Here is a 14,947-nt window from a genome sequence, read left to right on the forward strand (position 1 = left end):
CGGGTGAAACGGAACCTTAGACAGCTCCACCTCACCCGGAGGTCCTCGCCTATTTCAGGACTTCCGCAGCGTTACCAACGTCCGTGGCCAGTACATCTAGGCAGCCTGACGGTCGAAGATGATCCCGACGGCACCGTCGACGCCGCCGACCTCGCCGGTTCGGCCGCTCCGGGCGACGCCAAGCTCGGCCCGTCAGCCAACGAAGCCGCGAGGCCCTGACACAGTCCGTAACGTCCGGCCGCACCGTCGTGTGTCAGCGTGTTGTATCACCGCGGTCCGTTTATGGGCCGACGCGACGGGCAGACGCCCTGTATGGAGCCCATTGGAGACCCTGACGAGACGACCGGCGATTTCGCCGAGGAACACGAGTCGACCGAGGTCGAACAGGAGGAAGGGGACGACGGCGAGCCGGAGAGCCCGGGTCGCTTCACCGGCGGCCTGGACCACGAGGGGCCGCCGTGAATCCAGACCGAGGCCGCCCGGTCCCCGATGATGATCGGGAGCCGGGCGGCCTCGGTCGTCGCCACCGAGGTGGCTCAGCCGGTGAACCGGGCGACGAAGCCCTTCTTCACCTCACTCGCCCGCTGCTGCTCACCAGCCAGCGAGGTGACCACGATCAGCGCGCCGGTCAGCGCCGGGACGATCCACTGAAGCACGGACAGTTGTTTCTGCGCCTTGGACACGTCATCGGGTGTGCTGGCGGCGGGCTCGGTGCCGGCCAGCACCGGCACCGCGGGCTGCGCGGCGACCCTGCGGCCGAGCAACCGGCTGTACCCCGTAACGGCCAGCGCCGCCACGGTCAGGGCGGTCTTGGTCAACGCGGTCGATCCGGCGCCACGCTGGACGGCCAACCGGGACCGGTTGCCGACGAGTTCACCGACGCTGCCGGCCAGGTGCGCGCCGATCGCGGCGGCGTTGACGGGTGTCCACTTGTTCCAGCCGCTGTTGGCCACGCGACCGGAGCCGTTCGCGGTGTCCGCCTCCGCGGCAGCCGGATTCAGGGCGACGGCGTTGGCCAAGGTGCCGCCGAACCAGGCGGCCAGACCGACGTCGTGCAGGGAACGGGAGAGAGTATCTTTCGCCAAAGGGTCCTCCGAACTCGAGTTGCTGTCCACGCCCGGCTACCCCATCGCCGGGCGCCTACACGGATCGGTCCGGCATCCGAATCGGGCGGCAATCTGCTGTACGGTCCCGCCGTGCCCTTGGCCGTAGAAGGCCGATGATCGTCGCAAACCCGCCCGGAAAGCACCCAAACAATCGGCGTCCGTTCTCAGACCGTTTCCGCCGGCAGGCGGCCCGGACATGTCGAAGGATGTCGGCGAGGGGCACACTCCTGTGTCAGGGCGTTCCCCGGTGCATGACACGTCGGCGCAGGTCGCGTCCCGTGGCGACGGCCACGGCCGTGAGCACCAGCAGGACCACCGCACCGACCGGGAGCAGCACGGTCAACCGCGGCCGGCCGGGCAGTGGGAGATCCGGCGGGTACGGGCCGGCGAGCGGCAGGGCCCAGCCGGTGACCAGCCAAGCGATGGCCGCGACCAGCAGTCCGATCACTACGGCGACAGCGACGAGTGCCGGGTACGTCCAGAGCATCGCCTGTCCGGCCGGACCGGGACGCAGCCCCTGGGTCCGCAGCGCGGAGAGGTCCTCGCCCCGGCGGTGGCGGTCCACCGCTGCCGCCAGCACCAGTGCGCCCGCTCCCAGCAGTACGGCCAGAGCGCCGGCCAGCACGTGGAACCCGAGCGCCAGCGCCGGCCCCTGCTGTTCGAGACGGCGGCGTACCTGATCGGAGCGGACGTCGGCGATGACGGTGAGCCCCTGTGCCGAGACCCGGTCCAGGATGTCCGGCGGTGCCGCCGCGTTGAGCCAGATCTGTGGCGCGTTGCCGAGGCCGGCGTTCAGGGTTATCCGGTCCGCGTACTCGAGGTCGACCACGACGGCCCGGCGGCCCAGCTGGGGCACGACCGGCAGGGTCTCGGCGTTGGTCGTCAGCATGGGCTTGGCGTCCAGGCCGCTGATGACGTCGTCGGCGAGGCGGCCACCGGCCACGGCGATCGGGATCTGGGCCGGGGTGCTGGCCGGCTTGATCCAGACGAACGGGGAGTCGCCGACCGATTCGGCGAAGGTGAGCCGCAGGCCGTCCGGCGCCTGCGCCAGCCGCACCTCCGGGCCCGCCCGCCAGCCGTTCGGGTCGGCCAGCTGGGCCACCGGCAACGCTTCCCGGTCCGGGACGGTGGCGCGCAGCCCCTGGAGCACCACCTCCGCGGTGATGGGGAACGAGCCGGTCCGGGCGAACCCGATACCGTCGATCCGGCATCCTTCCTGGCAGACCGCGATCCTCTGCTTGTACGTGGCCGACCGGTTCTGCAACTCGCCGAGCTCGATCACCGCGTCACCGATCCCGTTCAGCGACGAGACCGACACCTGCAGCCGCAGGCCTTTCGTGCCCGGTACCAGGCCGGACGCCGACACGTCGACGGCGATGTCCGGGCCGGGGAACTCCGGTGGAGCCGGCAACTCCGGGCGCAACCGGCCGGCGACCTCGGCCGGGCCGGGTCCGTCGCTCGGCCACGCCGCGACAGCCGCCAGCCGGGTGGAGTCCACGGCCAGGCCGGGAGCCTCGTCGGCGGAGCCGCCCGGGGGCAGTCGGGTGACCGCCATGGCGAAGTCACCGTCCGGGTCGATCCGGCGCACCGCGGCCAGCAACTGCTGGGGTTGTGCCGTCTGCACGGTGAGGACCCGGTCCGCACCGGTGCCGAGGGTCGCCTCGACGGCGCGGCCGGCGGCGGCGGTGTCCACCGCGCAGGTCGCGTACCCGGCCACGGCCACGGTGGCCACCAGCAGTGCGAAGAGCCGGGCGGCGCCGGGTCGCCGGGCGAGCTGCAGACCGGCCAGGGCGACACCGACACGCCCGCGGTGCAGGGCGCGGACCGCGTACCGGCTGATCAGAGGGAGCAGGGCGCGGGCGGCGAGCAGACCGAGGGCGAGCATCAGGATGGCGGGTGCGAACAGGCCGACCCCGGTCAGCGAACCCTTGGAGAGTACGAGCTGGACCGAGGCGACGATGGCGAGGAGTACGGCGAGCGCCTCCGCCGCGATCGTCCACCGGCCGTTGGCGGTGGAGGGGTTTCGGCGCAGCAGTCCGGCGACCGAGCCGACGAACTGGCGGCGCTGGGCCACCATCACGGACAGCAGCGCTGCCCCCGCGGCCAGTGGGGCGAAGCGCAGGGAGCTCCAGCCGGAGGGGACGCCGCCGTCCGGGAAGACGATCGCCGCGACCGCGTCGACCAGCAGCTGCCCGATCAGGCAGCCGCACAGGGCGCCGGCCAGGACCGCGATGAGGCTCTCGCCGGCCGCCAGCCACCACCGCGTCCACCATCGCGAGCCACGCAGCGCGACGACCGCCAACTCGCTCTGCCGCCCCTCGAGGCCGTAGCCGACGGTGAGGAAGATGGTGAAGCAGGCAAGCAGGATCAGTGGCACGGCCAGCACCGGCACGAGCAGCCGGGTCGACGACTGTCCGATGTCGATACGGTCCAGCAGTGCCGTCATGCCGGTGTCGATCTGCACCGCCAGGCCGACGTCGGCGGTGGTCTGACCCAGCCTCTGCAGGTCGGCTCGGAGCTGGCCGAGACGGTCGGGGTGCAACGCGGCCGGGCCGGCCCGGCCGTCCATCGCCAGCGTGATCCGGCCGTGGTCCATCGTCTGCTGCGTCACCGCGGCGGTGAAGATCGGTTCGCCCGGGCCAGTCTCCGGGGTCGCGGTGAAGTAGGGGCGGGCACCCCAGAAGCTGGCGCTGGGCTCGGTCACCCGGTACGTGCCGGCGATCAGAAGACGCCGCGGTTTCCCGTCCGGTAGCCAGTCCTTCTTCCGCGGATCCGGGCTCGGCACGGCCGAGCGCAGCTCGATCGAGTCGCCTGCCTCGAGGTTCAGCCGCTGCGCCGTGTGCTCCCCGAGCAGTACGTCGCCCTCGGCGGCCAGGCAGCGGCCGGTCAGGATCCGCAGGTGGGCGCAGACGTCCTGGCGGTAGACGAAGCGCCCGGCGTTCGCCGGGTTCGGGTCGATGCCGATGACCCAGTACTCCGCCGAGTAGACGTAGGTGAAGCCGGGGAGGGCGACCAGCGCCGTGGCCACGTCGCCGAACTGCAACCCCTCCTGCTCCGCCTGGCTCGGGTCCGGGGCGTCATCCTCGGTGGCGACGCGCTCGTCCTTCACCACGCTCGCCATCAAGCCGAGCTCGTTCGGTGCGGCGGTGGCAATCTGCCCGACGGCGACCGCACGGTCGACCGCGATCAGATAGGCCGGCGCGGCGACCGCGGAGGTGACCGCCAGCAGGCCGAGCAGCGCCAGGGTGACGGCCTGTCCGCGGCGGTGCCTGAGCATGACGAAGACCAGCGAGATCATCGACCGTCCTCTTTCGGATCGGCTCCGCGACCGGCCGCGGTGCCGGCCGGCACGCCGCCGGCATGCCGGTCAGGCGGCGGCGCCGCGGACGGCGCCGAGCCGGGTGCTCGCAGGCTGCGAAGGAGAGGCAGCACCGACAGCCACCCGGTCACGCCGAGCATGACGAGGGCGACCAGCGCGGAGAGCGCGAGCACAGCGCCGCTGAGCGTGGCCGGCGGCGGCAGCACCGCCCAGCCGTCGGTGAACGGTGGCACGACGATCCGGGTGAGCGGCCCGACCAGCGAGGCGGCGAACACACCGACCGACAGACCGGCCAGCAGGAGAGCGGCCGTCCCGGCATAACCGGTGGTGACCGCGGCCGGGGCGGGTAGTCCCTGCAGGCGCAGCGCGTCGAGCTGCCCGCGCAGCATGGGCCGGTCGACGGCGACAGCGACGGCTGTCGTGGCCGCCGCGAGCAGCAGCGCCGCCACGCCGGCCAGCAACCCGAACCGCGCGACGGCCGCCGGTCCCTGGTGGCCGAGGACGACGGATCGTTCCGCGGCGCTGTCGTCCGTGATCACGATGAGCCCGGCCGCCATCAGGTCGGCCACCAGGCCCGGGCGGGCGCCCGCGGAGAGCCAGACCTGGAACTCCCCGGGCGGCTCGCTCTCCCCCGAGACGCGGCGGGTGGCGTCCAGGTCGACGAGGATCCCGGTCGTTCCCAGCCTGGGCAGGGCCCGCGCGGTGCCCGCGACCCGCGCCGGGACCCGGCCGAACGAGTTCAGCAGCGGATCGGTGAGCCGCCACTCGGCCGGAGCCTCGCCGGCCAGCACCACCGGCAGCGGCATCGCGGTGTCGGACGCCCAGACCTCGGTGCCACTCACCGGCACTCCCAGCTCGTTGCGGTCGGCGGACAGCCGCAGGCCGTCTCCGGTCGCGGCGATGTCGATGGCGACGCCCCCGACGGCGGGCCGCCACCAGCCGATGTCGCCGAACCGGACGGAGTCCAGGACCTCTGCCGCCGGGCCGTCCTGCCGCAGGCTCCGCAACGTCACCACGGTGTCCGGCGGGAGCGGGCTCGACTTGCTTGTCCAGCCCGGCGCGGTCAGCCCCCAGCGGACCAGGCGACAGCCGGGCGCGGCGGCGCATCCGGGCGCCGGTGCCGAGACCGTACCCTCCCCCGCGCCCAGGACACCGAAGTCGACCTGCACCGGCAGGCCGGTGCCCTCGTGCTGGAGCAGCAGCTCGACAGTGACCGGGGCGGCGCCCTCGCGCCGCGTCCGGAGGGTCAACCGGTCGCCGGTGACCACCGGCAGCGGCTTCACGCCGCCGGCCGCCGCTGCGTCCGGGAGCAGGCCGGCCGGCCCGAACTCGGGGCGCCACTCGGCGACCGCGGCGAGCCGCGTGGTGTCCACGGCCAGCACCGGCGGGATGGTCGTGGTGTCGGCGACCACAGCCATCGCCTCCCGGCCGCCCGGATCGGCCCGCCGGACCGCCGCGAGCAGGGCAGTACGGTTCGGCGCCTCCACCTTGAGCACCCGGGCGGCGCCCAGCTCCGCGGCGCTGCGTTCGGCCCGGACGGTACGGTCGGCGGCCAGCCCACCGGCCGCCGTGGCGAAGCTGGCGACCGCCACCACGATCAGGGCGAACACCCGGTCGGCGCCGCGTTGCCGGGAGACCTGGACGGCGGTGAGGCCGAGCCGGAGCCGCCCGCCACGCAACGCCGCGCCGCCGGCCCGGTCGGCGACGCGTACGAGCAGACGCGCGGCCAGCAGTGCCACGGCCAGCGCGGCGAGCGCGGGCGCGGCGGCCTTGAGGCCGTCCTCCTCCCCGCCGGAGCGGGCCTGGTAGACCGCGGCGGCAGCGACGGCGGCCAGCACCGTGTCCACCAGGGTGGAGCGCCAGTCGGCGCGTCCCGTCGCCGAGCGTTGCAGCAGCACCGCGACCGGCTGCCGAAGCACCAGCGCCTCGCCGAGGATCAGCACGAGCAGGCCGCCGAGCAGTACGGCGGCGACGGCGGCTCCGACGAGCAGCAGCGTGGCGCCCCGGTCGCCCGGGGGCACCGGCCCGGCCAGGGCACCGGCGAGCAGAAGCCCGGCGGGCGCACCGACCAGCACACCGAGCAGCAGCGGCACCAGGTGTTGTCCCCAGGCCAGCCGCAGGATTCCGCCCCGGCTCAAGCCGCGCAGTTTGAGCAGTGCCACATCGGTACGCCGGTCCCGGCCGGTGCAGCGCCCGGCGATCCCGATCGCGAACCAGGTGAGGATCAGCGTCTGCAGGCCCGCGGTCAGAACGCCGCGGCGCACCGTGTCCCGGTCCCCGGCGATGCGTTCCAGCACCGTTTCGACGCCGGTGATCATCCGCAGCCGGTCCAGGCTCAGCCGAGCCTCGGCATCGGCCAGCGCGACACCGAGGCGCTGCGCGCCGTCACCGCGGATCAGGTCAGGCGGGACCTGGACGTCATAGGTGAGCGTCGGCTCCGGGAACTGGTCGGAACCGAACGTCTCGACCGGCGTGAAGACCGGATCCAGTCCGGGGACCTCGGCCCGGAACAGCGGATTGCCCCAGTACGGGTCCGCGGGATCGCGCATCGAGTAACGGGCGACGACGATGAACTGGAACGGGGTGCTCGACCGGTCCAGCAGGGTCAGCTTGTCACCGGTCTCCAGCCCCAGGTTCTGGGCGGTGGCGTTGCTGACCGCGATCTGGAGGGGGGCGGACGGACAGGGCCCGTCGAGGCGGACGTGCTGACAGAGGTCGTCCCGGTAGGCGACCGCCATGTTCGCGTCTCCGCCGGGCCGGGTGACACTCACCCGCAGCCGGATCCCGCGCACCGGCTGGTCCAGGGACCTGGGCAGCCCACCGGCGGCGATGTCGGCGAACCGGCGGAGCGCGTCGGCCGCGTCACCTTGGGTATTGGTCTCGGTCTGGATCGAGATGTTGCGCTGGGCCGCCGATGCGGCGCTCAGCTGCGCCTCGGCGGCGCGGGTCGCGGACGCGTAGGCATACCAGGGACCGGCGGCGGCGACGGCGGCGGCCAGCGCGGTCAGCACAAAGATCGCCAGCACCTGCGCGGTTCGCGCCCGCACCGCGTCGAAAACGAGCGCGAACAAACTCCACCCTCCCCCGATCAACGGGCAGGCTACGCGATGGCCACAGCACATGGGGGCATTGTGGATCTGCGGCGAGCCTGGATGAACCATGACTTGGCCGGACGATCTGGTCACTACGTCCTGTCTCGTTCGGTGATCGCCGTTCTAACGGTCGTTTCAGGTTCGCTCGGTATGAAATGGGCATCGCCGGGCGACGCGGGTCTCGGCCCCGCCGGCACCGCCGGACGCGCCGCGCTCTACGGCGGCACGGTCGGCGCCGTCCGCTCGCCGGACGGCGACCGGACCGTACATCCGACCGTGAAAGGCGGAACCATTCATGATCTCTGTGCTCGTGGTGGACGCCCAGCCGCTGCAGCGCTTCGGGTTCCGCATGCTGCTGGAGAGCACGCCCGACACCGAGATCGTCGGCGAGGCCGAGAACGGCGCCGAGGCCGTCCGGCGCATCACCGAGCTGCGTCCCGACGTGGTGCTGATGGACATCCGCATGCCGGGCGTCGACGGAATCGAGGCCACCCGGCGCATCGTCGCAGCCGGTGGACGTTCGCGGATCCTGGTGCTGACGACGTTCGACGTGGAACGGTACGCGTTCGCCGCGCTGCGGGCCGGGGCCAGCGGTTTCCTGCTCAAGGACATCCGCCCGGAGGAGTTGCTCGCCGGTATCCGGGCCGTCGCCGCCGGGGACGCGGTGATCGCGCCGGCGCTGACCCGGCGGCTGCTCGACGCGTTCGCCGACCGGCTCGACGATGACCTTTGCGGCCCCGTGCGAAAGGATCCCCGGCTGAACTTCCTGACCGGCCGTGAGCGTGAGGTCCTGGTCGCCATCGGCCATGGCCTCACCAACGGCGAGATCGCGCAGCGGTTCACGCTGTCGGAGTCGACGGTGAAGACCCACGTCGGGCGGGTCCTCGCCAAGATCGGCGCGCGGGACCGGATCCAGGCCGTCATCCTCGCCTACGACCTGAGACTCACCCGGCCGGCTTAGCCACCTTTCGTAGTCGGGTCTGGCAGTCTGCGCTGGGGACAGGCCGGTCCAGAAGCTCTGCGGTCAGGGCGCGTGCCCGGTCAGCGGAATGTGGGTCACGGATTCGCGCGGTGGTCAGCCGGCTCAGAACGGCTCGCCCGCCCGGCGAGCCGCTCACCCGCGGGGCCCCGCGACGGTCGGCGCACACACAACGCCAGCGTGCGATCCGGTAGTCGCCAGGACGACAATCAACGACCACACATCGCCGGCGTGTGATTCCACCGCCGCTGCCACAGCGTCACGAGCACACCGACAACGCCACCGTGCGACCCCGACGACACGGCAACCCCGAAGCGACGACAACAGCACACCGAACCACTCTCCGCAGCATCCGCCGAAACCGCCGGTAAGGCACCCCGGCCACACCCCCATCGGAGGCTGCCAGCAAAGTGACCAGACAACGTCCGGAGCCGTATCTCACGCACCCTTCGGCAACGCGATTCCGTGACTGAAGTACGGCTGACCGGTTCTGACCCCGCCCCTGAAGCTGTTTCCGGCTCGCCGGGCTCAGGGAGCTCACACACGTCCGGCACTTGCTCAGGACTTGCGGCGGGAGACCGTCATGATGCCCGTACACATCTCGTCGCTGGTGCCGTCGCCCCACACCACGTAGCGAGGCGGCAGCTTCTTCAGCTGCGGCACCTGTCTGCGCAGCCCCGCGTCGTGCGTACACGTCACCCGCAGGGTGTCCCCCGGACCGACATCCACGGGCGACGGCAGCTTCATGAGCCGCTGGTTGTCGAAGTCGAACTGCGGCACGTCCAGGACGACCTCGGCATTCGGCGTGCCCGGGTTGAGCTCGACCTTCAAGGCCCGCCCCAGCATGTGCATGTGACCGAAACCGGCGAACAGCGTCATCGGCGCCTCCACCTCGTGGTCGCAGGTCTGGGTGTCACCGGGCTTCGGCACGCCGCGGCCGCACTCCTCCACCTGCCGGTCCGCCATTTCGCCGACCTCCGGCCCGAACCGCTTCGTCACGTCGGCGATCGAGGCCGCCCGGTCACAGAGCGGACCCGACTCGTCGGCGGCGCAGGGCAGATCGGTCGGAGCGTCGACCGACCACGTCTCGAGTTCCCGGGTCTGCGGCGTGCCGTCCGTCAGCCGCAGCCGCACCGCCGAGCGGTCCGAACCGGTCGGCTTGCCGTCGGTCGCGAGCAGGTTGTAATGGATCTGAAGGACGAGCAGGCTGCCCGGCTCCAGCTTGTAACCCGCGTCCTGGTCGAGCAGCGTCTCCGTGGCGCCCGGCGCCCAGGTGTCCACCCACGCCGCGTCGCCCTCTTCGACCTCGGCGCCGGGCACGCCGGTCCCGCCGAAACACTGCCACCCGAGACCGGGGGCCTTCGCGTCCTGCCTGCGCACCGCGGCAGCGCCGCCGGGCGGCACCGCGTACACGATGGCGTGGTGCGCGATGGCGACGTTCTCCGGTGCGAATTGGGTCCCGGTCAGGAACGCCGTCCTGGTCAGGCCCGGATCGATCACCTGGCACCGGTATTCGTCCGAGCCGCCGCCCGCCGGCGGCGCGGGCGTGTAGGCCTCGGCCATCCTCAGGTCGGCGAACCGCTCGCCGGCGCGCAGCGGCTGTGGTGGAGCCGACGGCCTGCCCGCGTGCGCGCTGTGCGGGCCGGTCGCGGCGGGCGCCGCACTGTTGTCGGTGTCCGACCCGCAGGCGGCGGCAGTGAACGCCGTCACCAGCACCATGGCGCCCGCCCCTAGTTTCCACCGTGGGCTGTCAGGTTTCGTCATGCCTCGAAAGCTAGGTCCGATTCCGTCCCGTCTCGTCGTACTGCGGTCGTCATTCTCGTGAGGGGTGCGGTACCGCGGTACCACTCTCCGGAGCGCCGTTCGGCACCCGCACCAAACCGTGGCCGGGAGCCGGGCTCGCAACTCCACGTGTACGCGGCTGGGCGCGCCGGCTGCAGAACACCCGGGCTGAGCACCGTCTTAACGGTCGTCTCAGATTCGCTCGGTACGAAGTCGGCCTCAGATCAGCGACGTAACCCGTACGCAGGAGGCAATTGATGGAATTCGACGCAGCGCCGTCCAGGCAAGCGCCGCCCGGTCGGCTGGCAGGCCGATGGGTGCCGTGGCTGGTGATCGGCCTATGGGTGGCGCTGGCGGCGGTCATGGTGCCGCTGAGCGGAAAGTTGAGCTCGGTCACCACCGACCGAGCCGTGGACACCCTGCCGGCCAGTGCCGAGTCCACCAAGGTGGCGGTCCTGGAGGACAGTCTCCCCGGCGGCGAGGACAACACCTTCGTCTTCGTGTACCACCGCGCCGGCGGCATGACCGGTGCCGACCGCACGGCGGTCGGGCGCCACTACGACACCCTCGCCAAGCGGTACCCGCCGAGGGCGGTGGCCGCCGAGGACGACGACGGTCCGCCGACGAGACTCTCCACCGACGGCGAGGCGATGATGTTCACCCTCGACGTGAGCACGACCTACGGCGGACCGGAGGCCATCGTCGGCCCGTTGCGTGACGCCGCGAAAGACCGTCCCGCCGGTCTGGAACTCGAGGTGACCGGCCCGGCCGCGGTCGACGGCGACATGGACGCCGTCTTCGACGGCATCGACCTGCAGGTCTTCCTCACCACCGTCATCGTCGTCACCGTCCTGCTCATCCTCACCTACCGCAGCCCGGTGCTGTGGTTCATCCCGCTCGTGGTCGTCGGCGCGGCCGCACTGACGGCGATGGCGACCGTCTACCTGCTCGTCAAGGGCTTCGGCATCGTGGTCAACGACCAGAACTCGGCGCTGCTGACGATCCTGGTGTTCGGCGTCGGCACGGACTACGCGCTGCTGCTCATCGCTCGATATCGGGAGACCCTGCACCACCACGAGAACGTCCGGGTCGCGATGGTCCACGCGCTCCGCGGCGCGGCGCCGGCGATCGTCGCGTCCGCGGCCACCGTCGCCGCCGGCCTGCTCTGCCTGCTGGTCGCGGACCTGAACAGCACCAGCGGGCTGGGTCCCATCGGTGCGGCCGGCATCCTGTGCGCGCTGCTGGCCATGCTGACCCTGTTCCCGGCGGTGCTCGTGGTGCTCGGCAGGCGGATCTTCTGGCCGGCCATCCCCCGGTTCAGTACGGCCGCGGCGGAGAAGCCGGGGCTGTGGGGACGGCTCGGCACCGCCATCAGCCGCCGCCGGTGGGTGGCGACGCTCGGCTCGCTCGGAGTCCTCGGCGTGCTCGCCATCGGTCTGACGGGTAACACCGGCGCCCTGCGGGAGCAGGACCAGTTCCTGTCCGCGCCGGAATCGGTCACCGGCTTCACCGTTCTCCGCCAGCACTTCCCGGAGCTCGGCGGACAGCCGATGACGGTCTTCACGCGGCCGGCGTACCAGGAGCGGGTGCTCGACATCGTCAAGGGCACCCCGGGTGTGGCCGTTGCCATCCCGGGTCAGACCGTCGGTGGCTGGACCGACATCTCCGTGTTCCCGACGGACGCGCCGGACACCGTAGCGGAGTACGAAACGATCAAGCGGGTACGCACCGCCGTGCACGCGGTGACCGGGGCGCAGGCGATCGTCGGCGGGCCGAGCGCGGAGAACCTCGACACCGAGGTCACCACCGGCCGCGACGAGAAGCTGGTGATCCCGCTGGTGCTCGTCGTCGTCCTGATCGTCCTCGGGCTGCTGCTGCGCGCGATCGTGGCCCCGCTGGTCCTGATGGCCACCGTGATCGTCTCCTTCGCCGCGGCCTTCGGCGGCAGCGTGTTCATCTTCGACACGATCCTCGGGTTCAAGGGCATCGACTATGCGGTCCCGCTGCTGGCATTCCTGTTCCTGGTGGCGCTCGGCGTCGACTACAACATCTTCCTGGCCAGCCGGGCGCGGGAGGAGACCGTGCGTCTCGGCACCGGACGGGGCATGCTCAAGGCCCTCTCCGCCACCGGCGGCGTCATCACCTCGGCCGGCGTGGTCCTGGCCGCCACGTTCGCGGTCCTCACCACACTTCCGCTGGTGATGCTGATCGAGGTCGGGTTCCTGGTCGCCTTCGGCGTGCTGCTCGACGCCCTGCTGGTGCGGTCGGTCCTGGTGCCCGCCCTCACCCTGCTGATCGGCCGGCGGATCTGGTGGCCGAGCCGGCTGTCCCGCCCGGACGCGGAGCCGCCGAACCGGCGACAGCCGCTCGCCGACGACGAGGAGCTCGCCCTGCAGCGGTGAGCGGGTCAGCGCATCGCGGTGTCCTCCCCTGCGGGGAGCCTCGCAGGGGTCGACACCGCGGCCGGGAGTTCGACCCGGAGCAGAGCGCCACCGCGTGCGGAGCGGGCGACGGTGGCCCGGCCGCCGTGGGCATGAACGACCCGCTGCACGATCGACAGCCCGAGACCGGATCCCGGCAACGCCCGGGCGCTGTCGGCACGGTAGAACCGGTCGAACACCCGCGGTACGTCGGCGGCGTCGATGCCCGGCCCGGCGTCGTCGACCTCGAGCACCACCGACGCGCCCTCGGCACCGAGCCGGACCTGGACCGGCTGGTCCGCGGGGGACCACTTGCCGGCGTTGTCGACGAGGTTGAGGACCGCTCGCTGGAGGGCGGCGGGACGCCCGCTCACCCACACGGAGGTCACGTCGAGCGCGACCTCGAGGTCGGGCACGCGGGAACGCGCCTGGGTCGCGGCGGCCACCACCACGTCGGCGAGGTCCACCAGCTCGGTGCTCTCGTCGCTTGTGTCACCGCGCGCCAGGTCGGTCAGTTCGGCGGCGAGGGTGCTCAACTCGGCCACCTGGGCGCCGAGATCGTTGAGCAGCCGGGTCCGGCTCTCCGCCGAGAGGGCGGTGTCGAGAGTGCCGCGCCGGTCGAGGCGTACCAGCAGCTCGATGTTGAGGCGCAGGCTGGTGAGCGGGGTCTTGAGTTCGTGGGCGGCGTCCTCGGCGAGCAGCCGCTGGGCCCGCCGGGAATCCCGGAGCGCGGCGAGCATGTCGTTGATCGCCTGGATCAGCCGCCGGATCTCCCCACCACCCTCGTCCGGGATGTCGGCGTCGAGATCCTGAGTGTTCGCGACACGTACCGCGGCGGCGGTCAGCCGGTCCATCGGCGCCAGTCCGGTCCGTGCCACGGTCCGCCCGACAAGGGCGCCGCCGAGCACGCAGAGCAGCCCGATCAGCAGCATGCCGAACCCGAACCGGTTGATCGGGCTGTCGTCGGCGAGATGGGCCACCTGCACCGCGCCGTCGCCCGCCCGCAGCGTGTAGATGCGGTAGCCGTCGTCGTCGCTGTCCTTCGACTCCATCAGGTCGGCTGACGCGCCACGCGCCACGCGTCCGGCGTGCTCACTGACCGGGGGCAGCTCGGGTTGGCCGGCCGGCGTCCGGGTCGAGGCGTCGGGCAGGATGATTCGCAAAAGCCGGCCGGATCCCGGGTACGGCGGAAGCTGAACCCGCGCCAGACCGGCGCGCTCCGCGTTCGCCGCCAGGACGCGGGAGTCGGCGCGCAGCTGATTCTCGGCGGTGTTCCGCAGCTCCCGGTCCAGTAGCTCGCTGGCCACCTGGAAGGCCGCGAACACGCTGACCGCGATGGCCGTCGCCGCGATCACCGTCATCCGGGTCCGCAGGGACCGCCGGCGCCACCATCGGGTCAAGCGGCGCGGGTCCCGGAGGGCGTGCCCGCTCACGGAGGAGTCTCCCGCAACGTGTATCCCAGGCCGCGCAGCGTGTAGATCAATCGCGGCTCGCCCTCGGCCTCCATCTTGCGGCGCAGGTAGCTCACGTACACCTGGAGGTTGTTGGCGGTGGTGCTCATGTCGAAACCCCAGATCGCCTCGAACAGCGCGTCACGCGTCAAGACCCGGGTCGCGTTGCGCAGGAGAACCTGCAGGAGGGAGAACTCGGTCCGGGTCAGGCGCAGCGGCCGCCCGCCACGCCACGCCTCGAACCTGTCGGGATCGAGCCGGACGTCGGCGTACGACAGGATCTGCGACTCCCCGTCGGGGCTCGTGCGCCGGCGCAGCAGGGCCCGGACCCGGGCCAGCAACTCCTCGGTGGCGAACGGCTTGGGCAGATAGTCGTCGGCGCCCGCGTCCAGCCCCGTGACCCGGTCGGAGACCTGATCACGGGCGGTCAGCATCAGCACCGGCAGATCCCGGCCCGCGGCCCGCAAACGCCGGCAGGTCTCCAACCCGCCGAGGCGGGGCATCATCACGTCGAGGATCAGCAGATCCAGCGTGTCACCGCCCACCCCATCGACCCCGTCGAGCACGGCGAGACCGTTGGCGACGGTGCTGGTGTCGTAACCCTCGACCTGAAGCACTCGCTCGAGCGACTCACGGATGGCCGCGTCATCATCCGCGATCAGGATCCGCACGGCGGCCCGCCCCCTTCCCGTCGATGCTTTTGCCGCTCATTCTCCCCGCCGAACCTGAAGCCAGGATTAGAGTCGTCGCCTCTGGTCCAGCAGCGGGGGCGTTGACCGCCGTCCAGCGCACCGACAC

General features: G+C 72.0%; 10 protein-coding genes. 4 read left to right on the plus strand and 6 right to left on the minus strand.

The window, feature by feature from the left end; genetic code table 11:
• Together CLV67_RS52825 and CLV67_RS52170 are read left to right on the plus strand one after the other, a co-directional pair.
• The coding region (locus CLV67_RS52825) for a hypothetical protein (RefSeq protein WP_211304166.1) at positions 1-219 on the plus strand (219 nt) is incomplete at its 5' end.
• A gap of 93 nt (positions 220-312) precedes the next feature.
• The gene (locus tag CLV67_RS52170; protein ID WP_170154080.1) at positions 313-462 is read left to right on the plus strand and encodes a hypothetical protein; all 150 of its coding nucleotides are present in this window, start codon (positions 313-315) and stop codon (positions 460-462) included.
• 74 nt (positions 463-536) lie between these two features.
• On the opposite strand, the gene CLV67_RS32460 is transcribed toward CLV67_RS52170, so the two are convergent.
• The 3 genes from CLV67_RS32460 to CLV67_RS32470 all read right to left on the minus strand — a co-directional run bounded on the left by CLV67_RS32460 (position 537) and on the right by CLV67_RS32470 (position 7,496).
• Positions 537-1,085, minus strand: a complete 549-nt coding sequence (locus CLV67_RS32460) for a hypothetical protein (RefSeq protein WP_106325271.1) — start codon at positions 1,083-1,085, stop codon at positions 537-539.
• A gap of 253 nt (positions 1,086-1,338) precedes the next feature.
• Entirely contained in the window at positions 1,339-4,404 is a 3,066-nt protein-coding gene (locus CLV67_RS32465; protein ID WP_106325273.1) for an FtsX-like permease family protein, read from the minus strand.
• Positions 4,401-7,496: an FtsX-like permease family protein gene (locus CLV67_RS32470; protein ID WP_203737652.1), complete on the minus strand. Its 3,096-nt coding sequence runs from the start codon at positions 7,494-7,496 to the stop codon at positions 4,401-4,403. The genes CLV67_RS32465 and CLV67_RS32470 overlap by 4 nt, the downstream gene beginning before the upstream one ends.
• A gap of 316 nt (positions 7,497-7,812) precedes the next feature.
• Between CLV67_RS32470 and CLV67_RS32475 the strand changes: the two genes are divergently transcribed.
• The gene (locus CLV67_RS32475; RefSeq protein ID WP_106325275.1) at positions 7,813-8,478 is read left to right on the plus strand and encodes a response regulator; all 666 of its coding nucleotides are present in this window, start codon (positions 7,813-7,815) and stop codon (positions 8,476-8,478) included.
• Positions 8,479-9,054: 576 nt separating this feature from the next.
• Here the strand turns inward: CLV67_RS32475 and CLV67_RS32480 are convergent.
• Entirely contained in the window at positions 9,055-10,260 is a 1,206-nt protein-coding gene (locus CLV67_RS32480; RefSeq protein WP_106325277.1) for a monooxygenase, read from the minus strand.
• Positions 10,261-10,535: 275 nt separating this feature from the next.
• Here CLV67_RS32480 and CLV67_RS32485 point away from each other — a divergent pair, with 275 nt between their 5' ends.
• Positions 10,536-12,680 carry an MMPL family transporter gene (locus tag CLV67_RS32485; RefSeq protein WP_106325279.1) on the plus strand — a complete coding sequence of 715 codons (2,145 nt, stop codon included), beginning with the start codon at positions 10,536-10,538 and terminating at the stop codon, positions 12,678-12,680.
• 5 nt (positions 12,681-12,685) lie between these two features.
• On the opposite strand, the gene CLV67_RS32490 is transcribed toward CLV67_RS32485, so the two are convergent.
• Both CLV67_RS32490 and CLV67_RS32495 read right to left on the minus strand, forming a co-directional pair.
• Positions 12,686-14,131, minus strand: a complete 1,446-nt coding sequence (locus CLV67_RS32490; RefSeq protein ID WP_106325281.1) for a HAMP domain-containing sensor histidine kinase — start codon at positions 14,129-14,131, stop codon at positions 12,686-12,688.
• Positions 14,128-14,820, minus strand: coding sequence for a response regulator transcription factor (locus CLV67_RS32495; protein ID WP_106325283.1), 693 nt, complete (start codon positions 14,818-14,820; stop codon positions 14,128-14,130). Before CLV67_RS32495 ends, CLV67_RS32490 begins: the two co-directional genes overlap by 4 nt.
• Positions 14,821-14,947: the final 127 nt, after the last annotated feature.

Origin of the sequence: Actinoplanes italicus (genome assembly GCF_003001815.1) — a bacterium.
Classification (GTDB): Bacteria; Actinomycetota; Actinomycetes; order Mycobacteriales; family Micromonosporaceae; genus Actinoplanes; species Actinoplanes italicus.

Coding starts and splice junctions, on each gene's coding strand:
- CLV67_RS52170 (WP_170154080.1), top strand. CDS start 313: ATGGAGCCCATTGGAGACCCTGACGAGACGACCGGCGATTTCGCCGAG.
- CLV67_RS32465 (WP_106325273.1), bottom strand. CDS start 4,404: ATGATCTCGCTGGTCTTCGTCATGCTCAGGCACCGCCGCGGACAGGCC.
- CLV67_RS32475 (WP_106325275.1), top strand. CDS start 7,813: ATGATCTCTGTGCTCGTGGTGGACGCCCAGCCGCTGCAGCGCTTCGGG.
- CLV67_RS32480 (WP_106325277.1), bottom strand. CDS start 10,260: ATGACGAAACCTGACAGCCCACGGTGGAAACTAGGGGCGGGCGCCATG.
- CLV67_RS32485 (WP_106325279.1), top strand. CDS start 10,536: ATGGAATTCGACGCAGCGCCGTCCAGGCAAGCGCCGCCCGGTCGGCTG.